19 protein-coding genes are annotated in these 21532 nt (G+C 61.0%); 10 read left to right on the top strand and 9 right to left on the bottom strand.

The window, feature by feature from the left end; genetic code table 11:
• Positions 1 to 3: 3 nt before the first annotated feature.
• From pheT to rpmI, 4 genes are all read right to left on the bottom strand, one after another.
• Complete coding sequence (pheT, locus tag WFJ47_RS04380; RefSeq protein ID WP_336761102.1) at positions 4 to 2466, bottom strand: phenylalanine--tRNA ligase subunit beta; 2463 nt, start codon at positions 2464 to 2466, stop codon at positions 4 to 6.
• Positions 2467 to 2470: 4 nt separating this feature from the next.
• Positions 2471 to 3541 carry a phenylalanine--tRNA ligase subunit alpha gene (pheS, locus tag WFJ47_RS04375; RefSeq protein WP_127100709.1) on the bottom strand — a complete coding sequence of 357 codons (1071 nt, stop codon included), beginning with the start codon at positions 3539 to 3541 and terminating at the stop codon, positions 2471 to 2473.
• A gap of 129 nt (positions 3542 to 3670) precedes the next feature.
• On the bottom strand, positions 3671 to 4057 hold the full coding sequence (gene rplT, locus WFJ47_RS04370) for a 50S ribosomal protein L20 (protein ID WP_062164227.1): 387 nt from the start codon (positions 4055 to 4057) through the stop codon (positions 3671 to 3673).
• A gap of 13 nt (positions 4058 to 4070) precedes the next feature.
• Complete coding sequence (gene rpmI / locus WFJ47_RS04365) at positions 4071 to 4274, bottom strand: 50S ribosomal protein L35 (protein WP_023978115.1); 204 nt, start codon at positions 4272 to 4274, stop codon at positions 4071 to 4073.
• Between the two features lie 287 nt (positions 4275 to 4561).
• Between rpmI and WFJ47_RS04360 the strand changes: the two genes are divergently transcribed.
• Positions 4562 to 6979, top strand: a complete 2418-nt coding sequence (locus tag WFJ47_RS04360) for a glucose/quinate/shikimate family membrane-bound PQQ-dependent dehydrogenase (RefSeq protein WP_336761100.1) — start codon at positions 4562 to 4564, stop codon at positions 6977 to 6979.
• Positions 6980 to 7111: 132 nt separating this feature from the next.
• Positions 7112 to 7354: a hypothetical protein gene (locus tag WFJ47_RS04355; RefSeq protein ID WP_336761098.1), complete on the top strand. Its 243-nt coding sequence runs from the start codon at positions 7112 to 7114 to the stop codon at positions 7352 to 7354.
• 123 nt (positions 7355 to 7477) lie between these two features.
• Here WFJ47_RS04355 and WFJ47_RS04350 read toward each other — a convergent pair whose 3' ends face one another.
• The 5 genes from WFJ47_RS04350 to WFJ47_RS04330 are packed head-to-tail and all read right to left on the bottom strand — an operon-like array spanning position 7478 to position 13672.
• Positions 7478 to 7927, bottom strand: a complete 450-nt coding sequence (locus tag WFJ47_RS04350) for a SufE family protein (protein WP_336761096.1) — start codon at positions 7925 to 7927, stop codon at positions 7478 to 7480.
• Complete coding sequence (gene hslU / locus WFJ47_RS04345; RefSeq protein ID WP_336761095.1) at positions 7924 to 9240, bottom strand: ATP-dependent protease ATPase subunit HslU; 1317 nt, start codon at positions 9238 to 9240, stop codon at positions 7924 to 7926. Before hslU ends, WFJ47_RS04350 begins: the two co-directional genes overlap by 4 nt.
• Positions 9240 to 9821 (bottom strand): ATP-dependent protease subunit HslV, encoded by a 582-nt coding sequence (hslV, locus tag WFJ47_RS04340; protein WP_336761094.1) that lies wholly within the window; start codon positions 9819 to 9821, stop codon positions 9240 to 9242. Before hslV ends, hslU begins: the two co-directional genes overlap by 1 nt.
• 42 nt (positions 9822 to 9863) lie before the next feature.
• Positions 9864 to 11789 (bottom strand): response regulator, encoded by a 1926-nt coding sequence (locus tag WFJ47_RS04335; protein WP_336761092.1) that lies wholly within the window; start codon positions 11787 to 11789, stop codon positions 9864 to 9866.
• A complete protein-coding gene (locus WFJ47_RS04330) occupies positions 11786 to 13672 on the bottom strand; it encodes a response regulator (RefSeq protein WP_336761090.1) in 1887 nt (628 codons plus the stop codon). The genes WFJ47_RS04335 and WFJ47_RS04330 overlap by 4 nt, the downstream gene beginning before the upstream one ends.
• Before the next feature lie 384 nt (positions 13673 to 14056).
• On the opposite strand from WFJ47_RS04330, the gene WFJ47_RS04325 reads away from it, so the two are divergent.
• The 8 genes from WFJ47_RS04325 (at position 14057) to cydB (ending at position 21514) form a co-directional block, all read left to right on the top strand.
• Positions 14057 to 14467, top strand: a complete 411-nt coding sequence (locus WFJ47_RS04325) for a hypothetical protein (RefSeq protein WP_336761088.1) — start codon at positions 14057 to 14059, stop codon at positions 14465 to 14467.
• A gap of 19 nt (positions 14468 to 14486) precedes the next feature.
• Entirely contained in the window at positions 14487 to 15182 is a 696-nt protein-coding gene (locus WFJ47_RS04320; protein WP_336761086.1) for an ATP-binding cassette domain-containing protein, read from the top strand.
• Positions 15179 to 16087, top strand: coding sequence for a hypothetical protein (locus WFJ47_RS04315; protein WP_336761084.1), 909 nt, complete (start codon positions 15179 to 15181; stop codon positions 16085 to 16087). Before WFJ47_RS04320 ends, WFJ47_RS04315 begins: the two co-directional genes overlap by 4 nt.
• Positions 16084 to 16674, top strand: a complete 591-nt coding sequence (locus tag WFJ47_RS04310; protein WP_336761082.1) for a YdcF family protein — start codon at positions 16084 to 16086, stop codon at positions 16672 to 16674. Before WFJ47_RS04315 ends, WFJ47_RS04310 begins: the two co-directional genes overlap by 4 nt.
• A gap of 200 nt (positions 16675 to 16874) precedes the next feature.
• Complete coding sequence (locus WFJ47_RS04305; protein WP_127100715.1) at positions 16875 to 17618, top strand: 1-acyl-sn-glycerol-3-phosphate acyltransferase; 744 nt, start codon at positions 16875 to 16877, stop codon at positions 17616 to 17618.
• 328 nt (positions 17619 to 17946) lie between these two features.
• Positions 17947 to 18987: a DUF2125 domain-containing protein gene (locus WFJ47_RS04300; RefSeq protein WP_336761078.1), complete on the top strand. Its 1041-nt coding sequence runs from the start codon at positions 17947 to 17949 to the stop codon at positions 18985 to 18987.
• 85 nt (positions 18988 to 19072) lie between these two features.
• Positions 19073 to 20482, top strand: coding sequence for a cytochrome ubiquinol oxidase subunit I (locus WFJ47_RS04295; protein WP_127100194.1), 1410 nt, complete (start codon positions 19073 to 19075; stop codon positions 20480 to 20482).
• 9 nt (positions 20483 to 20491) lie between these two features.
• On the top strand, positions 20492 to 21514 hold the full coding sequence (gene cydB / locus WFJ47_RS04290) for a cytochrome d ubiquinol oxidase subunit II (protein WP_336761075.1): 1023 nt from the start codon (positions 20492 to 20494) through the stop codon (positions 21512 to 21514).
• The last annotated feature ends 18 nt before the right edge of the window (positions 21515 to 21532 follow it).

The following is a 21532-nucleotide window of genomic DNA, read 5'->3' as shown; positions in this document are numbered from 1 at the left end:
GTTTCAGCGCCTCAGAGTTGCGCCGGTTGCCTTGGCAACCGCAGCGATGATCTTCTCGGAAACGGCCTCGATCTCCTCATCCGTCAGGCTGGCCTTGACCGGCTGCAACGTGACATCGATGCCAAGCGAGCGATGACCGGGCTCGAGCGAGCCGCCCTCATAGATGTCGAACAGGCTTACGTCGCTGATGAGCGCGCGCTCTGCCCCTCGTGCGGCCTTCAGCACGGATTGTGCGTCCACTCCCGGCGCCACGATGAACGCAAAATCACGGCTGATCGGCTGGAACGCCGAGAGCGCAGGCGGTTGACGACGCTTGACCTTAGGCAGTGGCACGGCATCGAGAAAGATTTCGAAAACCACGAGGGTCGAATCGATCCCCATGGCGCGTGTCACGCGCGGATGCAGCTCACCGAAACAACCGAGGACGGTCTTGGGGCCCTGACGCACCACGCCCGAGCGACCGGGATGGTAGTGGCCCGGCGCATCGGCCGTGACACTGAGCGCATCAGCAGGAAGCTTCAATGCGTCCAGAGCGGCCATGAGATCGGCTTTGGCATCCCACAGCGTCATCGCCTGAGCCCGCACACCGGGACGACGGGGCGTTTCCCCTCCCCGCAACCCTGCCAGAACAAGCTTCTGGCCATCGGCATGAAAACAGGGGCCGAGCTCGAATAAGGCAGCGTCGTTGAAGCCGCGCGCCGCATTATGCTGCCAGGCCCGCACCAGATTGATCAGCGGAGTAGGCCGCATCTGATTCAGATCGGAGGCGATCGGGTTCAAAAGGCGCAGCCCCTCAGGGGCGCCTCCGAAGAGCAGGGCATCCTCATGCGAAACGAAGGAGAACCCGACCGTCTCAACCAGGCCACGAAGCGCGCAGAGACGACGCAGATCGCCAAGACGCTTCTGCGCCGGAGTGACGGCAGGCGCAGCGATAGCGGTTCTGAGCGGCAGGGGCAGAGGCGGCACCGAGTCCAGACCATGGATGCGCAGTACTTCTTCGATCAGATCGTTCTCTGCCTCGATGGCATGAACGGATGACGCCGCGCTCTGCGCCTGATCCGGATCGAGATGCGGGGCCTGATCGAGCTGGACACCCGTCGCGACGTCATTGCGCCATGACGGCACGGCAAAACAGCTGCGCCCTTCCGCGCGCTCACGGACCTCGAAGCCAAGATGCTCCAGGATACGCGTTGCCTCTTCCTCGGCGATGTCGGCACCGCCAAGAGAACTCAGGCGCTCGAAGCGCAGCCACGCCTCGCGCTGCCAGACGGGGATTGCGCCGGCGCTCGTGACGTCACTGGCCTCTCCGCCACAAAGATCGAGAATGAGACGGGTTGCGGCCTCAAGCCCTGAAAGCACCAGAGCCGGGTCGATACCGCGCTCGAAACGCTGGCGGGCATCGGTATGCACCCCGAGCCTGCGCCCGGTCAGGGCAATACGGACGGGATCGAAAAGCGCAGCCTCGATGAAGACATCAACGGTTTCGTCGCTGACACCCGTTGCTTCACCACCGATCAACCCGGCAAGCGACTGAACGCCCGCACTGTCGACGATCACCAGATCGTCGGTGCCCAGAACGAGATCGCGCCCATCCAACGCGCCGAATGTCTCGCGCGCCGCACGGGCAAGTGACAGCGTGGACCCGCTGATCTTGCTTGCATCGAACACATGAAGCGGGCGCCCGAGATCGAAGGTCAAGAAATTGGTGATATCGACAAGCGTGCTGATCGGCTTGAGCCCGATGGACTCGAGGCGCTGGCGCAGCCAGTCGGGGCTTGGTCCATTACGGACGCCGCGCACCAGGCGCCCGGCGATGAAGGGACAGGCAGACTCATACTGAATGTCCCAGTTGATGGGCGAGGGAAACTGCCCTTCCACCGTCTCGACCAGCCAGGGCTTGAGATGTCCCAGCCCCGAAGCGGCGAGATCGCGGGCGATACCACGCACGCTCAGCGCATCACCGCGGTTCGGAGTGATCGAGATATCGATCACGGGATCGTCGAGCTTGGCATAATCAGCATAGGACTGCCCCAGCACCACGCTCTCGGGCAGCTCGGCAATCCCGTCGGATTCAGCCCCGAGTCCGAGTTCGCGCAGCGAGCACAGCATGCCGCCGCTTTCCTGTCCGCGGATCTTGCCTGCCTTGATGGTGATGTCGCTGCCCGGGATGTAGGTGCCTGGCGGAGCGAAGATCACATGCAGCCCTGCTCGGGCATTGGGCGCGCCACATACGACCTGAATCTTCTCGTAGCCGCCGCCAGCCGCGACGACGCACACTTGCAGACGATCTGCATCGGGATGACGATGCGCTTCCAGGATTTTGGCGACGCGAAAGCCCTTGAGGCTGTCGGCAGGGTTCTCGACACTCTCGACCTCAAGACCGATGGCGTTGAGCTTCGCAAGAATGGTGTCCAGCGAAACCGTGAAATCGAGATGCTCGCGCAGCCAGGATAGGGTGAACTTCATAGTTTCAGACTCCTTCTGCGAGGCTGACGGAAGACAGGGCCGAGAAGCCGTAATGGCGCAACCATCTCAGATCGCTCTCATAAAAAGAGCGCAGATCGGGAATGCCGTTCTTGAGCATGGTCAGACGTTCGATCCCCATGCCGAAGGCGAAGCCCTGCCAAATGGCCGGATCGAGACCGCAATTGGCGAGTACGCGCGGATGCACCATGCCTGAGCCCAGGACCTCGAGCCAATCCGTCCCGCCCCCGATTTCACCCGTCTGGCGCGACCAGCCGATATCAACCTCCATTGAGGGCTCGGTGAACGGGAAATAGGAGGCGCGGAAGCGCACCGGAAGGTTCGGCTTGTCAAAGAAGACACGCAGGAACTCGATCAGGCAGCCCTTGAGATGACCGAGGGTGATCCCCTTGTCGATGACAAGTCCTTCACATTGATGAAACATCGGTGAGTGGGTGGCATCATGATCGGCACGATAGGTGCGGCCCGGCGCGATCACGCGAATAGGCGGTGCCTCGGTGAGCATGGTCCGGATCTGCACGCCCGATGTCTGGGTGCGCAGAACACGCGCCGGGGAGTCTTCGTGGGTCGAAGGCAGATAGAAAGTATCATGCTCGGTACGCGCCGGGTGATGATCGGGCGTGTTGAGCGCAGAGAAATTATGCCACTGGGACTCGATGTCTGGCCCCTCAGCTACCGAGAAGCCCATCGCACCGAAGATGGCAGTCATTTCCTCGATAGTACGGCTGATCGGATGGAGGAGGCCAAGAGGAGTCGCGGGCGCAGGCAGGGTCACATCAACCTGCTCGGACTTCAGGCGCGCCTCGAGAGCGGCATCGGCAATTTCTTGCCCACGTTGTTCGACGGCGCTGTTGAGGGCGTCGCGCAGGCGGTTGAGCGCCTGGCCACGCTCCTTGCGCTCCTCGGGGCTCATCTTCCCCAGTTCCTTGAGCAGACGGGTCAGGCGGCCGGACTTGCCCAGAACGCCCACACGAATGGCGTCCCAGGCGGCGTGATCCTGCGCCTGCGCCAAGGCCTCGAGAGTTTCGCTTCTCAGCGCTTCAAGATCATCGCCCATCATTCGCCTGTCCCATCGGTCAACTGGTATCGTCAAAAAAGAAAACGGGCCGTCCTGATACAGGACGACCCGTTTTCTATCAAATCCGGAAATCTGCCGAAGCAGAAATCCGAAGGCAAAAGCCTCTAATCAGGCCTGCGCGGTCTGTTCCTGAGCGGATTGCTCAAGAGCCATCTGCGCCAGCTTCACGATCTCGGCGAAGGTTGCAGCGTCATCGAATGCGATGGCGGCCAGAACCTTACGGTCGATTTCGATGCCAGCCTTTGCCAGTCCATTGATGAACTTGCTGTAGGTCAGGCCCTGCTCGCGAACGGCAGCGTTGATGCGCTGGATCCACAGAGCGCGGAAATCGCGCTTCTTGTTACGACGGTCGCGATAGGCATAACGAAGCGCCTTCTCGACGCGCTCGAGAGCAATGCGGTAGTTCGTGGAAGACCGGCCGCGATAGCCCTTGGCCAGATCCAGAACCTTCTTGTGACGGGCGTGCGTCGTTACGCCGCGCTTAACACGTGCCATTTATATATGCTCCTCAAGCCAGTCCGTAGGGGGCCCACTGCTTCACGGTCTTCGCATCCATGTCCGTCATGGTCTGCGGGCCGCGATTGGTGCGCTTCATTTTCTGCGGACGGTTGATGAGGCCGTGGCGCTTGTTGCCGGGACCGCACATCACCTTGCCGGTCGCGGTGATCTTGAACCGCTTCTTGACCGACGATTTGGTCTTCATCTTGGGCATTTCGTTCTCCTCTCGACATATAAGATGCCGGATTGCGATTGCTCGCAGCCGTCACCGAGCGGCCAGGCATGCCCTACCATCGCCTGGACGCGCGTTCGAAAGGGGGCACCTATAGGATATCTTCCCCACGCACAACCCATTTTAACGCGCATAAACATTTACTTTGGGTTAGACAGAACCCTAACCACAATGTGGGACGTTCTTGACGTAGATCAACATTTGGGCCTTTTTCCACGCGGTCTCTTTTCGCAACGTTTCCGAACACGAAACCACACATAGGACGACGCATGAACACGGTTTCCCGGCCGCGGTTCTGGGCAGCCCTCACCGCCGTGATATTTGCCCTTTGTGGCATTTATCTGACACTCGGCGGTGTCTGGCTCCTGAGCTATGGCGACACCCCTTATTACGCAGTCTGCGGTATTGCCCTTCTGGCCACCGCCTATCTCGTCTGGAGGGGCCGCGCGGCCGCCTTCTGGCTCTATACCCTGATCATCCTCGGGTCGCTCATCTGGGCGATCAGCGAAATCGGTATCGATTTCTGGTCGCTCGTACCCCGTGGCGACGTGATCACCATTCTCGGGATCTGGCTGCTCCTGCCTTTCGTCAGCCGCCAGATCACCACGAGCCGTCTTGCCACCCTGCCCCTGCTGGGCAGCGTCGTCCTTGCCCTGATCGTCGTAGTCGTCGCCTTCGTGCAGGATCCGGGTGACAAAGCGGGTAACCTGCCTACCGAAAAGGTGGCCGCAGCCGGCAGCGATGCCCCTCAGCTCCCCGATGGCGACTGGCAGGCCTATGGCCGTACCCAGTACGGCGACCGCTTCTCTCCGCTCACGCAGATCACCTCTGACAATGTCAGCAAGCTAAAAGTGGCCTGGACCATGCGTACGGGCGACCTCAAGGGGCCGAACGATCCGGGCGAAGCCACCAATGAGGCCACGCCGCTCGCCATCAACGGCACGCTGTATTTCTGCTCGCTGCATCAGAAGCTCTGGGCTGTCGATGGCGCTACCGGCAAGACGAAATGGGTGTTCGACCCCCATCTCTATGTCAACCCGGGCTTCCAGCATCTGACGTGCCGTGGCGTGACCTACCACAAATCCGATGCGAGTGCCGTGACGTCCGATGGGTCGCCCGCACCCGACGAGTGCCATGAGCGTCTGTTCCTGCCTGTCAATGACGGTCGCCTCTTCGCTGTCGATGCCCAGACCGGCAAGGCCTGCCCGAGCTTCGGCAAGAGCGGCGAAATCGACCTGCGCACCCCGTACATGCCCTATGACCATGTGGGTGGCTACGAGCCAACCTCGCCGCCTGTCGTCACCGACAAGCTGGTCATCATTTCAGGCGCTGTCACCGATAACGGGTCCACCAAGGAGCCTTCGGGCGTCACGCGCGCCTTCGACCTGTTCACGGGCAAGCTCGTCTGGGTGTTCGACACCGGAAACGCCGACCCGAACCAGATGCCGGGCGACGACCACAAATACGTGGCGAACTCTCCGAATTCCTGGATCACCGCGTCCTATGATTCCAATCTGGGGCTGATCTATATCCCCACGGGTGTGCAGACACCTGATCAGTGGGGCGGCGACCGCAGCGCCGATTCCGAGCGTTATGCCTCGGCCATCCTCGCCCTGCACGCCGATACCGGCAAGCTTGCCTGGAGCTACCAGACTGTGCACCACGACCTGTGGGACATGGATCTGCCCTCGCAGATGAGCCTGGTGGATATCACCCAAAAGGATGGCACAGTCGTTCCGGCGATCTATGCTCCGGCCAAGACAGGCAATGTGTTCGTTCTCGACCGTCGCGATGGCAAGCTGATCGTGGGCGCTCCCGAGCTGCCCGTGCCCCAGGGCGCGGCCAAGGGTGACCATACCGAGCCGACCCAGCCCTTCTCTGATCTGACCCTGCGCCCCAAGGCCCTGCTGACGGGCAAGGACATGTGGGGCGGCACCGTGTTCGATCAGCTGATCTGCCGCGTGGCATTCCATCAGCTTGACTACAAGGGAACGTTCACCCCGCCATCAGAACGTGGCTCGCTGATCTTCCCGGGCAATCTCGGCATCTTCGAGTGGGGTGGTCTTGCTGTCGATCCGCAGCGCCAGATCGCCATCTCCAACCCGATCGCCCTGCCTTTCGTCTCAAGGCTCGTTCCCCGTGGTCCGGGCAACCCGCTCTGGCCTGAAGAGGGTGCAAAGGGATCGGGTGGCGAGACCGGCCTGCAGCATAATTACGGTGCGCCCTTTGCCGTCATGCTGAGCCCGTTCCTGAACCCGATCACCACCAAGATCGGCTTCCCCATCCCCTGCAAGCGTCCGCCGTGGGGCTACATGGCTGGTATCGATCTGCGCACCAACAAGGTGATCTGGCAGCATCGTAACGGCACGCTGCGCGACAGCCTGTACAGCAGCGCTCTGCCCGTGCAGTTGCCCCCGCTCAAGATCGGCGTGCCAAGCCTTGGCGGTCCGCTCACGACGGCTGGCAACGTTGCCTTCCTGACGTCGACGCTGGATTTCTACATCCGCGCCTATAACGTCACGACGGGCGAAACCCTCTGGCAGGATCGCCTGCCTGCCGGTGGCCAGTCCACACCGATGAGCTACTCCGCCAATGGCAAGCAGTACATCGTGACCTATGCCGGTGGTCATGGCTCCTTCGGAACCAAGATGGGCGATTACGTCATCGCCTATGCCCTGCCCAACTAGATCCGGCAGGAAACGACACGGAAAAACCCGCCTCGTGGCGGGTTTTTCCGTGTCTTTGGTGCGATGTCAAAGCGCTTGCCTTGGGCCGAATAATGTCAGAGTGTTGCTGAACACCCCAAAAGGATTTCACCCATGCTTCGTGGTTTTCTCGCCCTTACCGTGCTCCTTGGAACGGCTGCCGCCCCGGTGGCCTATGCCAAGCCCTGTCGTGATGCAACGACTGGCAAGTTCACCAAATGTGAAAAGCCCAAAGCGGAAAAATGCCGCGATGCCAAAGGGAAATTCATGAAATGCAAGGCTGATGCGCCAAAAGACGATGCAGCAAAATCGGCTTCCCCGGCAGCGCCTGCAGATGGTGCTCCGGGCAAGAACTGATCAGCCCCTGTCTCCGGCCCCCTGTTTACAGGATGACAAGAAAATAGCCCGGCAATGCCGGGCTATTTCCATTTCAAAACCTTTATCGGCGGGGCAGATCTATTCCGGTTTCACCCGTTGGGGTCAGGCTCGCGCACGGGCCCTGATCGTCTGCGCCATGGCCTCGACCCCATTCCCGCGATTGGTCGAAAGCGCCTTCACCAGACCGAGATCATGCAGGAACCCGGGATCGGTCGCCTCGATCTCGGCCCTGTCCCGCCCAGAATAGACGCGTAGCAACAGCGCCACGAGCCCGTTCACGATGGCTGCGTCAGACGCTCCGGCAAAGAAAAGCCTGCCCTGTTCCTCATGCGCTTCAAGCCATACCTGGCTTTGGCAGCCAGGGACACGATGCGCATCGTTTTGCCAGTCGACTGGAAAAGCCGGAAGAGTGCGGCCCATTTCGATGATGTATTCGTAGCGATCCATCCAGTCATCGAAGAGGGCAAGCTCTTCACGAATAGCCTCGATCGCGTCCGAAGCTGTATCGTCGACATTCTGCACCCAGGGCGCCATGATCACCGCCCCGCTCATAGGATGAACCTGCTCAGATCGCCCTTGCGTGCCAGTGGAGCGACACGCTCCTGCACGTCATGCGCCGCGACCGTCACGGTCTCTCCCCCACGATCCGAAGCCCGAAAGGAGATATCCTCGAGCAGACGCTCCATGACCGTCGCAAGACGCCGGGCACCGATGTTTTCGACCCGCTCATTAATGTCGGCTGCGAGTTCCGCAAGCGCATCGACCGCCCCTTCCTCGAAAACGAGTGTCACGTTCTCGGTGCCGAGCAGGGAAACATATTGCTTGAGCAGAGAGTGCTCCGGCTCCAGCAGGATGCGCTTGAGATCGTCGCGCGTCAGACCCGCCAGCTCAACGCGTATCGGCAGGCGCCCCTGCAATTCCGGAAGCAGATCCGAGGGCTTCGCCAGATGAAACGCACCCGAAGCGATGAACAGGATATGGTCCGTCTTAACCGGGCCGTATTTGGTCGTGACTGTGGTACCCTCGATCAACGGCAGGAGGTCGCGCTGCACGCCCTCACGAGAGATATCGCCACCGCGCCCTCCCCCCTCACCGGAACGGGCACAGACCTTGTCAATTTCGTCCAGAAAGACGATGCCGTGATCCTGCGCGTGACGTACGGCATCCTGTGTAAGGGCATCATTATCGACGAGACGATCGGCTTCTTCGCGAATCAGCAGCTGACGGGCCGTCGCAATACTCAGGCGGCGCTTCTGAGGGGACCGGTTCATGAGATTCTTCATCAGGTCGCCAAAGGCTGCAGCATTCATGACAGTGCCACCCGCCATGTCGGGCATCTCACCTGCACCCGGCTCGCGCCCGACCTGAATCTCGATTTCCTTCTCTTCAAGCTCGCCATTACGCAGCATCTGACGGAACTTGGTCTTGGTATCGGCAGACGCCGTTTCTCCCACCAGGGCATCGACGAGACGGGATTCTGCGGCGAGTTCGGCCTTCGCATTCACGTCCTTGCGGCGCGCTTCACGCAGCATGGTAAGCGAAACCTCAACCAGATCGCGTATGATGGATTCGACATCGCGCCCGACATATCCAACTTCGGTGAATTTGGTCGCCTCGACCTTCAGAAAAGGCGACTGGGCAAGACGGGCAAGACGGCGGGCGATCTCGGTCTTGCCGCAGCCGGTCGGACCGATCATCAGGATGTTCTTGGGAACGACCTCCTCGCGCAGGCCCTCCGGCAATTGCGCCCGGCGCCAGCGATTGCGCATGGCGATGGCAACGGCACGCTTTGCCTCGTTCTGTCCGATAATGAAGCGGTCGAGTTCCGAGACGATCTCTCGGGGCGAATAATTCGGGATATCCATTACGCTTCCTCCCCGCCGAGCAATTCAACCCTGACCGAATGATTGGTGTACACGCAGATATCGCCCGCGATCTTCATGGCCTTGCGCGCCACATCTTCGGCGCTCAGCCCATCGATATCGATCAGCGCCCGGGCAGCGGAGAGGGCGTAGTTACCCCCTGAGCCAATCGCGATGATCCCATCCTCAGGCTCGAGCACGTCGCCATTCCCTGTCAATGTGAAGGAGCGATGGGCGTCGGCGACTGCCATCATGGCTTCAAGACGACGCAGATAGCGGTCCGTACGCCAGTCCTTGGCTAGATCAACACAGGCGCGCTCAAGTTGATCCGGATAGCGCTCCAGTTTCGCCTCGAGCCGTTCAAGCAGAGTGAACGCATCTGCCGTAGCTCCGGCGAAACCGGCCAGAATAGTGCCCTTGGGGCCAATGCGGCGGACCTTGCGGGCATTACCCTTGATGACGGTCTGACCGAGCGTAACCTGACCGTCGCCTGCCATGGCCACCTGACCGTCGCGTCTTACACAGAGGATGGTAGTGCCATGCCAGCCAACCGGGTCATGGGGGGAAGAAGAAGAAATCTGCATGTCTCCACACATAAGGATTGGAGACGCCCAGACAAGCCCGCCCTAACGCCGCTTGCGCAGCGTTGCGCCTATGGCATCGCGCAGTTCCTGCGGCGTGAATGGCTTGCCGAGCACAAACGCATTTGCCGGCAGGTTTTGAGGGTCGGCATAACCGCTGACGTAAAGAACCGGCAATTCAGGATACTTGGCCGCCAGAATGAGCCCGCATTCGCGGCCGCCCATGCCGGGCATGAGCAGATCCAGCACCACCAGATCAAAGACCTCACCCGCCTCGAGATGGGCAATCACTTCAGCGCCATCTCCGACACTAACCACCTCGTGCCCGTCCTGCGACAGAAACTGATCGGTCACGAGTCGAACGCCAGGCTCATCATCGGCAAGAAGAATACGAAGCTTCCCGCTGACGATGGGCTCGGATCGGAGATCATGCGCCTCCTCCGGTGCGTCCTCCTGACAGATCGGCAGGATCATCGTCATGCGCGTTCCCTTGCCGGGCATACTATCGACGCGGATATCGCCACCGCTGCGCTGCAGGAAGCCGTATATGGTCGAGAGACCCAGCCCGGTACCGCTGCCCAAGCCCTTGGTCGTAAAAAAGGGTTCGAATATGCGCCGCACGACCTCGGGCGGCATGCCACAGCCCTGATCCTCAACGCTCAGCATGATATGATCCCCGCCGTCCGGCGTGACATCGCGAGTCAGGGAAATGGAGATCACGCCGCCTTCCTGCATGGCATCGCGCGCATTGATGCAGAGATTGAGAAGCGCCATCTCGAGCTGGCCGGAATCGCTCAGAACGGGGGGCACAACGAGCTCACGTGGCACCGCAGAAAGATCAAGGTCGCATCGCCCGGTCTCGCCGCGCAGATCGCTTGCTCGACTCAGGCTCTGCACGATCAGGTCGTGCATGCTCCAGATCATCTCGACCATGTCTACGGGGCGCAGCGCCATGGGCTTGGGACGCCCGAATTCCAGCAATCGACGTGTCAGGACTGTGCCGCGGCGCGCTGATTCCAGCGCGTTTTCGAAGAGCTTGGTGACCGTTGGGTTGGAGGCAGGTGTCATGTCCTGCAGCAGTTCCAGCGATCCCAGCATGGCGGTCAGCAGGTTGTTGAAGTCATGCGCGATGCCGCCGGCGAGAGTTCCAAGGGCATGCATCTTGTCATCCTGACGCAGGCGCTCTTCCATTGCCAGACGATCGGTCACGTCGCGATCGTAACTCATCTGCCAACGCTGCGGCATCGGGAACGGCACGCCGGATGCGTTGCGCGGCCAGGGAAGAGTCTGGCGAATGATCTCGTGCCAGCGCAGTCCCTCCTCGGTCAGCTCTGAAACAAGACGGGTCGCACTCCCCGACTGTTTCGTTTCCTCACGCATCGCGGCGATTTCCTCACGCAGCGCATCGCCATGCAGTGAGTCCTCCTCGATATCGCCCTTGGCATTGGGATGAGCCTCGACTTCCATATTGTGTCGCAGAACCGTCCCATCGGCTTCTGTGAACACCACATCCATAGGCACCGATTCCAGCGCGCCATGCAGCAACACCCGCTCCACCATGAGCGCACGCTCGAGCCTGTGATGCGCGGCCACCTCACGCACCATCGCGCGCAGGGAGTCGGATTCCCAGGGTTTGTGGGCGTAGAACTGGATGCGCCCCTGGTTCAGGGCCGCCACAACCGCTGCCAGATCGGCATAGCCGGTCAGCAGGATACCGCGAGCATCAGAAAACTCACGCGCCTTGCTGAGCAGCACATCGCCCGTCATGTTGGGCATACGCTGATCGGAGACAATCACCGCAATGTCGGGCGATTTTTTGAGAAAGCTCAGCGCCTCGAGCGGATCCGTGCTCGAAAGGATGTCGAACTCATCCTCAAGCAGATCGGTCAGCGCGACGAGGATTTCGGCCTCATCATCTACCAGGAGAATTCTGCTGCGTCCGAAAGGGACACTCATCTCGGTGCGTTTCATGCGCTGCGTCCTATGGTGACCGGGCCTGTCGGCGTCAGGCGGACAGGGACAGACAGGGTGAAGCAGGCCCCCACGCCACGTCCCCCACTCAGATTGGCGTCGTCGATATCAATCGTGCCGCCATGGGCCTCAATGACGCCATAGGCGATCGCAAGGCCAAGACCTGTGCCCATCCCTACGGGCTTGGTCGTAAAGAAAGGCTCAAAGACGCGGGCCCTGAGCGCGGGCGGTACACCGGGCCCGTCATCGGCCACACTGATCACGTAGAAGGCCTCATTGCCGCTTTGACGAAGGGTGGTTTCGATCACGATCTTGCCGCTCGGCGTACCTGGCTCGAACCCCTCCGTCTCGGCGCGGGATCGAATGGCGTCGGCTGCGTTGCTCACGATATTCATCACAACCTGATGCAGCAGGGCCGGCTGGCAGACCAGCATACGCGGAGCGTTCAGATGACGCTCCACCATGATCTCCCTGCCGAATTTATGGGCGAGCAGGGCCAGCGCGGTATCGATGGCCTCGACCACATCCGTGTCCTGAAAGGCGCTTTCATCCAGCCGGGAGAAGCGGCGCAAGCTCAGCACCAGATTTTGTATGCGTTGCAATCCAAGGCGCATTGCCCCGATGCGGTTCGAACATTTCTCGAGCAGGGCGAGCTGGGACGACTGAAGCGGCCCTTCTGAGTCGATCAGCCGTTGCAGAGCGCGGGCGATGGTCTCCTCATGGGCCAGAGTGAAGGCCAACGGATTATTGATCTCGTGGGCAATGCCCGCCACGAGTTCGCCAAGCGAGGCCATCTTGGCCGTCTGAACAAGTTTGGCCTGTGTCTCGATCAGTCGCGCATTCGCATCGGCGAGTTCCGAGTTGGCATGTGCAAGCGCCTCGGCCATGGCCGCCTTGGCAGCGATGGCTCGTGCCTCACTCTGGGCAGTCTGGAGCGCCACCTCGCGCACCTGACGCTTGATTTCCTGCTGTCTGATCTCGTCCTGAGCGAGCTTGCGCCTGACCAGAACCCGTATGCGCAGGGCCAGCACGTCAGGGGCGATATCGCTGGGGACCAGATCATCCAGCCCGGCATCAAACAGATCGGCGGCCGAATGCCGCCGAAAGCGATTGGCGTCCACGATGCCTAGGATGCGAAAGGAGGTTCCGCCAGCCTCAAGCACATCCTGTCGGCGGGCGTCGAGACGGCGGCAGAAATTGACCCCGTCCAGCATACGCGACGTGAGATCGAGCACGAGACAATCCGGTCCCTCCTCGCCTCCGAGCCATCCCCCATTCACCAGCTCGCTCGACGCCGTCACTGTTGTAACTGTATGGCCATCGCGCCAGAGCAATTCCCCCAGAGAGGCACCAGACGCATCGCGCTCCCAGCTCGCATTATCCGAGAGGGGCTCTTCGTCGCTGTCATCGCTCCTCGGACTTGTGACGATCACAATGCGCGCGCGTCTGAAGCGCCCGGCTTCCTCAGCCTGGAGAAAATCAGAGCCTTCGCGCAGCAGCGCCCGAATACGCAGCACAAGAAGATCGGGATGGGCCGATTTCGAGATATATGCGTCAGCGCCGCTCTCGAGCCCTTCGCGTTCCAGACCCGGCGCGACGTCTTCTGTCAGCATCAGGATCGGGATCGAGCGCGTATGCGCATTCATACGGAACTGACGGGCCATTTGCCCGCCATTCATCCCCGGCAGGTGATAATCCGACACGACCAGATCCGGCAGACCGTCATCGAGACAGGAGAGCGCTTCCTCACCGCTTGCGACGCGACGCACGTCAAAGCCTGCCCCTTCCAGGAGCTGGACGAGTGCTTCTGCCTGGCTGTCCGATTCCTCAACCAGAAGTATCCGGGGGAGATGCATGTCCGGGATCGTCACGGAACTGGTCATTGGGGGGATAGATCCATCATGCGCGGCCTTCAGGTAGTCTTTCCATCACTAGCATGGTTGTTGCGATACGCCATTACCGCGCGAGACCTCTCATGGTTGCTCCCCTCTGCGCTGAAATACCCAGGTCAGGAATCCGCAGCGCGGCGGCGTAGTTTGCGCCACTCACACAGTACCGCACAGTGTTCGGGCATGGATTAGACCAGTTTGTCTTTCATCGTCGGAACAGCGTCGAGAGATGCGCCCCAGGAGGAACGTCGAGCTGCGGTGAGGACGGCAATCATTGCATTTCCCGCCCCGCCCAGCTACCTCAACCAGAGACAACGTGGCCAGCGTCGACTGGACGCCTTTTCAACCTCGCCCGTTACGAAAAGCTGAAAGCGCCCCATGGAAGTTTCGCCCCGTCCGTCCCTGTCCCGCCTCGCCCAGACGAGCGACGATCGCGCGCCGCGCAAGGCATCGGGGTTCGGCATCGTCCGAACCGGGTTCTGGGCGATCTGCTATTTTGCCTTCTACTTCGCCCAACAGGTCGCCGAGGTCCTCGCGCCGCTTTGTCTCGTGATCGGCATTGGCTGGATGGCTCTGCCCCGCGCACTCGCCTCGATCACCACATCGAGCGCCTCCACGGACCCGCAGGCACAGGACGTGATGAACCATGTAGTCGGCAGCATTCCGGAGCATCTGGCCATCGGCAGCCATGTGATGACCCCTTCGGGTCTGATTTTCGACGGGTTCCTGCTGATGGCTGTCGCTGCTCTCGGCGCCACGGTTTCGGCAGTCGCCGCGCGCAATATGTAATTCCCCGGCCAGGGCGTTCATGATCCGGTTTCGCAATGTCACCTATCGGCATGAAAAAGGGCGAAAAGCCCAGGGGCACCCGGTTCTGCAGGGAATCACTCTCGATATTTCCCAGGGCAGCTTCTTTTGGCTGACAGGCCCCTCCGGCGCCGGAAAATCGAGCCTCCTGCGCCTCATGCATGGAGAAGCCCTTCCCGAAGAGGGGGGCGTCGAAATTCTCGGTGTCGATATCAGGACGGCACGACGACGCCAGCTTGCTCAGCTACGGCAGCGTATTGGCTTCATCCCGCAGGATCTGCGCCTGCTTTCCGAGCTGGATGTGTTCGACAATATCGCACTTCCTCTCCGCCTGGCGGGAACGACGCAAGAAATCCTGCAAAGCGAGATCCCCTCGATTCTCGACTGGCTCGGGCTAGATGGGAAAGAGAGGAAATTCCCGGATCAGCTTTCGGGGGGCGAGCGTCAGCGCGTGGCCATTGCGCGGGCGCTGATCATGCGTCCGGCGTTGCTTCTGGCCGACGAGCCGACAAATGCCCTCGCGGAAGGACAGAGCTGGCAACTGGTCGAAGCCCTCGAGGCGTTGAGTCGCGCGGGCACCACCGTGATCGTCGCAACCCATAACGAGGCGCTCGTGCGGGCGATTCGTCATCCACAGATCATGCTGAAACAGGGGCGCCTGTGTGATCCTCCTGCCGAGAGGGGAGCAGCGCCATGAGCCGCGCGCTGCCAGACGGGCTGCATCTGGGCAGGCAGGACCGCGGCCTCATTCCGATCATCGCGGCCGTCGCGGCCATTGCGACGCTGGCACTCGGAGGATGGGACGCGTCACGGAGCCTCTCGCGCGAATGGGCCCATGGCGCCGCACGGCAGGTGACGATCGAAATTCCCGACTTCTCGGGAGACGGACGGGAGACGGCGGCCAGACTGGTATCGGTCCTGCAGAGCGATCCGGGAATCGCTGCCGTCGACACGCTCTCCGAAGAGCGGATCCGTGAGCTCCTGCGCCCGTGGCTGGGACCGATGCAGGGTACTGTCTCAGACCTTCCCGTTGTGCTCGAGATCACACGTCGTGCAGAGGGCCCGGTAACGGATCTGCCGCGTATTCTCGACACGCTGGCGCCTTCCGCGGTCATTGAGGAAAACGGGCGATGGGGCGAGCGTCTCATGCTGTTGGGACAAAGCCTGCAGGCCTGTGCCTGGCTCGCCGTGCTGCTGGCTGGTTTTGCAACGGCCGGTGTGACCACACTCTCGGTACGCATGACCCTGACGGCCCGTCGGCGCACCATCGAAATCCTCCATGGTTTCGGCGCAAGGGACGGCCTCATCGCAAGGCGCATCGCCTGGCGCAGCTTCGGGCTCGGATTTGGGGGAGGCGCGGTTGGCATGGCGCTGGGGGGGATGACCCTCGCCATCGTGCATCGCCTGATCCTGCCCTTCCTGGACCATCAGCAGGGCAGTCTGGCGTTCTGGCCGGGCGATATGGGCGGATGGCTGAAGCTCGCAACGAGTCTACCCACTGCCCTGCTCCAGTCCCTGATCTGTGTGCCGCTGCTGGTAGCCTTGCTGAGTTTCCTCGTGGCCCAGGCGACGGTGCGGCTCTGGCTGCGACGCCTGCCATGAAATTCTGGCTGGCCGTGCCGTTACTTCTGCTCGTTCTGGCATTGACCTGGTGCGCCGGATTCGCCTGGTTCTGCGTCGATGCGCTTCATCCCGTGTCGCAACCGGTCCATTGCGACGGCATCGTCGCCCTCACCGGAGGGCGCGACCGGATCGAAGCCTCACTTGCCCTGCTCGACAAAGGGGTCGGGGGAAAATTGCTGATATCGGGCGTCGGTCCCCATGCCACGCTCGCGCAACTCACCGAGCATGCGCCGATCGCCCTCACTCCCGCGCTTGCGGCCCGCATCACGCTGGGCCGTCGCGCCGTCTCGACCATCGGCAATGGGTCGGAAACGGCTGATTGGGCTCGCCAGAACGCGATCCATTCCCTTCTTGTCGTCACCGCAGGCTATCACATCCGGCGCGCCATGCTGGAACTGCATCGTGCCGCGCCCGGTGTAGCGCTGCATCCTTACCCGATACGCTCGCCGGCGTTGCGACGCACGCCCGATCGGGCGACATTCAGGCTGCTTTTACACGAATATACGAAATGGATCGGCTCCAACCTTGGCCTGTCACGCGGTGTGAATCTTACCCCCCGCTCCTGACCACGTCATAGAGCATCCCGAGATGCACGCGACGACGAAGGCTTGCGCTGCGTGACAGACCCACCGTCTCTTGCCACACCAGTGAGATCAGGCATGCGGATTGGAAGCGTGAGGCCCATCTTTCTCGTCGTGGAAGAATTCCATCGCGCCCTCGCTTGCTCTAGTGAACAAGCGACATGGAGCCGGCCCTGGGGGAGTGCATGAACCGGATACGCGCCTTTCTCTTCATCACCTATTTCGTCATCCTGACGCTGATCATGGGGATCGGCGCGATGCCGATCCGCGTACTGCGCCGCCGTGATCTTGCCTTGCGTTACGCCCAGAGCTGGTCTGCCCTGACACTTCGGGGCCTCCGGTTCTTTTGCCGTATCCGCATTCGCGTTGTTGGCGCGGAGAACCTCCCTGAAGGCGCCTGCCTCATTGCCTCGCAGCATCAGTCCTTCTTCGACGGGTTCATCTGGATGACGCTCGTGCCCGGCCCCGCTTATGTGATCAAACAGGAACTGACGCGCATCCCTTTCATTGGCCCAATGCTGCTTCTTTCCGGAATGGTGCCGGTTGAGCGAGAAGCGGGGGCGAAGGCTCTGCGCGGCCTGATGAAGGCAACCCAGGCGCATTTTGACGCCTCACGCCAGATCATCATCTTCCCTGAAGGCACCCGCACGCTTCCCGGGGCAAGGGTGCCCCTCCAGCCCGGCGTCGTAGCACTTGCCAAACAGGCCGCCGCCCCCGTGATTCCGGTCGCGACGAATTCGGGCCTTCACTGGCCGCGCAGAGGCTGGTTGATGCAGCCAGGGGAGATCACTATCGCTATCGGAGAGGCCCTCCCCGCCAATGCCGGACGGCTATCCCTGATCGACTCGATCTACAAATCCTGGGATCGACTGAGCGCGCGCGAGGACCTGCCGCACCCTGTGGATAACTCTGTGGACTCGAAATGCTGACCGGAGGATCCCCTGTGCAGAACCGGAGAGCTGACTGGGGAAAAGCTGTGCATCACCCAAGCGTTGGGACCAAAGCGCCCTTGCGCACGAGTCAAGAGACAATCATCGTAAAACCTAGGTTTTACGGAGCATTGTGCCCGAAATTCCACGCGGTGGGGGCATCTACCACAGGCCCGGACGCTTTCATAGCCCTTCGTCAGGGAGTCTTTTCTTCCCTCTCGAACGAAGCCAGTGCGCTCTGGGGATAATTTGTGCGGTTTCTCATCATGACTGTGAAATTGGAGCGCAGGGCAGACACCGAGATCAGTAATCATCACGGTTCGAGCCCATGAAAAACCGGCTCTTCTACGCCCTGCTGGGGATTACGCTGCTGTTACTTTCAGCGTTTGGCGTGGATTGCCTGCGCATGGCCCGCCTAGTCAGGTCTCTCGACCAGATGCGCCTCTCACTGGCAGCAGCAGGCTGGCATCTGGACTGGGACCAGCGGCGTCTTGCCCGTTCCCCCTGGGGGCAATCCCTCACCCTTTCTCAGCCACGCCTGATCGATGCCCGCGGTCGTGGCTGGGGCGGGAAGACCCTGGCACTCGGCGTGAGCTTTCTTCACCCAGCTTCCATCCGCCTGGAATTTGGTGGACCGCAGATCTTCAAGCCGAGCGACACCATGACCGTGACGAGTAGCGCTCTTGGAGGACACTTCGTACTCGCCAGTCGTACATTGATCCTCGAAACACGGCAGATGTCCCTCGACATGCCCCCTGTCTCGGGTATCGAGACTCTCACGCTTGGCCATGTCACAGTGCAACTTACCCCTGATATGACGAAGGATCCTCCTGCGAGGGGCAATAAAGATATAACGCGGTCCTCCCCGCTTCCTGGAGGCGCAGTGGAGTTGAGCGCCGAGTCGGTGTCGATCAAGCGCTCCGCCCAGGAGCGGAACGAAACCCTCACGCCAGATATCGGTCCGCTGCTGACCACCCTGCCCTCGGCCAGCAAGCTGCATCTCATCATCGTGGCGCTGCGTGACGAAGCGGGACGGAACGCCTCGAAAACGGCATATGGACGCTATTTAATCCAGGAGGCCTCATTCCAGCTCGGCGCGCTCTCCTGCATAGCCCGCGGCACCCTGTCTGGCGCAGGAGAAGGCACCCTCTGGGCGCACCTGTCGGGCTTGCAGGGCTTCGTTCGTTCCTGGATTGCCCTATTGCCCGAGTCCGTGCGGATTACGCCTGACTATGCGCCCCTTCTGAAGGCGCTGGATGAACAATCGGCAAGGATACCGGACCATCTCGACCTGCCCATACCAGTCGGCCGCGATGACATTTTATTGCAAAATCACATTTCCGCGATAATAACGGGGCATTCTCGATGAACCGGAGGGGAAGCTGACGCCTTATGGGCGGTGGCAGTTAACCATTCCCCTTCACGACTGGCCTTGATGGCCGCGGATCCCTGCAATGCCTGACATGAGTGCTCTCTTCCTCGCACGATTGCAATTCGCGTTTACCGTCGGATTTCACATCGTCTTTCCCGCCTTCTCCATCGGTCTGGCGGCGTTCCTGGCCGTGCTCGAAGGGCTCTGGCTCAAGACGGACAAGCCCGTCTATCTCGACCTCTTCAAATACTGGCTGCGCGTCTTTTCGGTCGTGTTCGCCATGGGCGTCGTCTCAGGGCTGGTGATGTCCTACGAGTTCGGCACCAACTGGTCGCAGTTCTCGCAAAAGGCTGGGCCAATCCTCGGTCCGATGCTGGCCTACGAGGTCATGACCGCCTTCTTCCTCGAAGCAGGATTCCTTGGCGTGATGATGTTCGGGCTCAACCGCGTGGGCAAAGGGCTGCATTTCGCGGCAACCTGCATGGTCTCGATCGGCACGCTGATCTCCATGAGCTGGATCCTCGCATCCAATTCCTGGATGCAGACACCCCAGGGTTACAAGATCGATGCCGCGACGGGCCGTTTCCTTCCGGCAGACTGGTGGGCCATCGTCTTCAACCCGTCTTTCCCGTTCCGCCTCGTTCATATGGCGCTTGCCGCTTTCCTCTGCGTGGCCTTTATCGTGGGCGGCGTGGGTGCGTGGCATCTGCTCAAGGCCAAGCGCCAGAAGCGCCAGCCGACCGACGCCGTGAAGGTCATGTTTTCCATGGCCATGTGGATGGCCGCCATCGTGGCCCCGCTGCAGATTCTGGCTGGTGATGCCCATGGTCTGAACACGCTGAAATACCAGCCCGCCAAGATCGCCGCGATGGAAGGCGACTGGGAGAGCGAGGGGCGTGCTCCTGAACTGCTGTTCGGCGTGCCGGACATGGAACATGAAGTAACCCGCTACAAGATCGGCATCCCGCTCGTTGGCTCGCTCATCCTGACACATAGTCTTGACGGCAAGGTCCCTGGGCTCAAGGACTTCCCCAAGGACCAGCGCGCGCCGATGTATGTGGTGTTCTACACCTTTCGTGTGATGGTGGCGCTCGGCAGCCTGATGGCATTGCTTGGCTTCTTCTCGCTGTTCCTGCGCTGGAAAGGCGGGTTCTATACCAACCCGATCCTGCTGCGCGGCGCGCTGCTCATGACGCCTGCCGGATTCATCGCCCTGCTTTGCGGCTGGGTCACGACCGAAGTGGGCCGTCAGCCCTTCACAATCTATGGGCTGCTGCGCACAGTCGACAGCGTCTCACCCGTGACACTGCCGAACATGGAAATGTCCATGGTGGCCTTCGTCATCGTCTACTTCATCGTCTTTACCGCCGGTATCGGCATCCTGCTGCGCGACTTCGCCAAGGAACCGAGCTCGAACGAGCCTGAGCCCCCGCGCGATCAGCCGCATCGTGCCGCTGGTATCACCCAAGTCTCTCACCACCCGGCGGAGTAAGCGTTTACCATGAATACCCTCGCCTATTGGTTGCCCATCATCTGGGCAACCCTCGCCGCTCTGGCCATCTTCATCTATGTCTGCCTTGACGGGTTCGACCTAGGGATCGGCATTCTGTTCCTCGGTGAGCACCGCAAGGAACATCGCGATGTCATGGTCAACACCATCGCACCGGTCTGGGACGGTAACGAGACCTGGATGATTTTCGGCGGTGCCACGCTGTATGGCGTTTTCCCCGTGGCGTATGGCACGATCCTGCCTGCTCTTTATCTGCCCATCCTGTTCATGCTGCTCGCGCTCATCCTGCGTGGCGTAGCGTTCGAGTTCCGCGTCAAGGCAAGCGGCATTTTCGGCATGGGGTTCTGGGATCGGTCCTTCTGCATCGGCTCGCTCGTGGCCTCCGTCATGCAGGGCATCATTCTCGGTGAGCTGATCATGGGTGTGAAAGTCGAGAACAACACCTTTGTTGGTAGTGCCTGGGACTGGGTCGCCCCCTTCCCGCTCTTCTGCGGCTTTGCCGTGGCTGTGGGCTATACCCTGCTGGGGGCAACCTGGCTGGTGTGGCGCACGGAAACCGATCTCAAGGCGGTCATGCAGCGTCTTTCGGCGCCTCTAGGTCTGAGCATGCTGGTGCTGATTGCCATTGTCTCGGTCTGGACGCCCTATCTGCATGCTAACTACATGCACCGCTGGACCGATTTCCCCGAGATCGTCTGGGTAGCCCCCGTGCCCGTCGCCGTGATCGTGTTGGCTGCGCTCTTCTTCCTGTCGCTGCGCAAGCAGACAACGCGTCTGACGCCCTTCCTTTGCGCGCTGGGATGGTTCTTCCTGTGCTTCTCGGGTCTGGGCATCAATGTCTGGCCCTATATCGTTCCGCCCACAGTCACCATCTGGTCGGCTTCATCCCCGCCGGAGAGCCAGTTGTTCCTTCTGGTCGGTGCGTCGATCCTGCTGCCGATCATTCTGGCCTACACGATTTATTCCTACTGGGTATTCCGCGGCACCGTGACCGCCGATCAGCACTATCACTAACGCAGACTGCGCGCAGTC

This window comes from Asaia sp. VD9 (assembly GCF_037150015.1).
In the GTDB taxonomy this organism is placed as follows: domain Bacteria; phylum Pseudomonadota; class Alphaproteobacteria; order Acetobacterales; family Acetobacteraceae; genus Asaia.
The sequence above is the reverse complement of the archived record's forward strand: the minus strand, read 5'-3'. Positions and strand labels throughout refer to the sequence as shown.

Bases quoted from the DNA above. Each gene is read 5' to 3' on its own strand.
- WFJ47_RS04335 (WP_336761092.1), bottom strand. From the start codon at position 11,789: ATGAAACGCACCGAGATGAGTGTCCCTTTCGGACGCAGCAGAATTCTC.
- WFJ47_RS04315 (WP_336761084.1), top strand. From the start codon at position 15,179: ATGAGCCGCGCGCTGCCAGACGGGCTGCATCTGGGCAGGCAGGACCGC.
- WFJ47_RS04355 (WP_336761098.1), top strand. From the start codon at position 7,112: ATGCTTCGTGGTTTTCTCGCCCTTACCGTGCTCCTTGGAACGGCTGCC.
- pheS (WP_127100709.1), bottom strand. From the start codon at position 3,541: ATGGGCGATGATCTTGAAGCGCTGAGAAGCGAAACTCTCGAGGCCTTG.
- pheT (WP_336761102.1), bottom strand. From the start codon at position 2,466: ATGAAGTTCACCCTATCCTGGCTGCGCGAGCATCTCGATTTCACGGTT.
- rplT (WP_062164227.1), bottom strand. From the start codon at position 4,057: ATGGCACGTGTTAAGCGCGGCGTAACGACGCACGCCCGTCACAAGAAG.
- hslV (WP_336761094.1), bottom strand. From the start codon at position 9,821: ATGCAGATTTCTTCTTCTTCCCCCCATGACCCGGTTGGCTGGCATGGC.
- WFJ47_RS04360 (WP_336761100.1), top strand. From the start codon at position 4,562: ATGAACACGGTTTCCCGGCCGCGGTTCTGGGCAGCCCTCACCGCCGTG.
- rpmI (WP_023978115.1), bottom strand. From the start codon at position 4,274: ATGCCCAAGATGAAGACCAAATCGTCGGTCAAGAAGCGGTTCAAGATC.
- WFJ47_RS04350 (WP_336761096.1), bottom strand. From the start codon at position 7,927: ATGAGCGGGGCGGTGATCATGGCGCCCTGGGTGCAGAATGTCGACGAT.
- WFJ47_RS04305 (WP_127100715.1), top strand. From the start codon at position 16,875: ATGAACCGGATACGCGCCTTTCTCTTCATCACCTATTTCGTCATCCTG.
- WFJ47_RS04295 (WP_127100194.1), top strand. From the start codon at position 19,073: ATGCCTGACATGAGTGCTCTCTTCCTCGCACGATTGCAATTCGCGTTT.
- hslU (WP_336761095.1), bottom strand. From the start codon at position 9,240: ATGGATATCCCGAATTATTCGCCCCGAGAGATCGTCTCGGAACTCGAC.
- WFJ47_RS04330 (WP_336761090.1), bottom strand. From the start codon at position 13,672: ATGACCAGTTCCGTGACGATCCCGGACATGCATCTCCCCCGGATACTT.
- cydB (WP_336761075.1), top strand. From the start codon at position 20,492: ATGAATACCCTCGCCTATTGGTTGCCCATCATCTGGGCAACCCTCGCC.
- WFJ47_RS04325 (WP_336761088.1), top strand. From the start codon at position 14,057: ATGGAAGTTTCGCCCCGTCCGTCCCTGTCCCGCCTCGCCCAGACGAGC.
- WFJ47_RS04320 (WP_336761086.1), top strand. From the start codon at position 14,487: ATGATCCGGTTTCGCAATGTCACCTATCGGCATGAAAAAGGGCGAAAA.
- WFJ47_RS04310 (WP_336761082.1), top strand. From the start codon at position 16,084: ATGAAATTCTGGCTGGCCGTGCCGTTACTTCTGCTCGTTCTGGCATTG.
- WFJ47_RS04300 (WP_336761078.1), top strand. From the start codon at position 17,947: ATGAAAAACCGGCTCTTCTACGCCCTGCTGGGGATTACGCTGCTGTTA.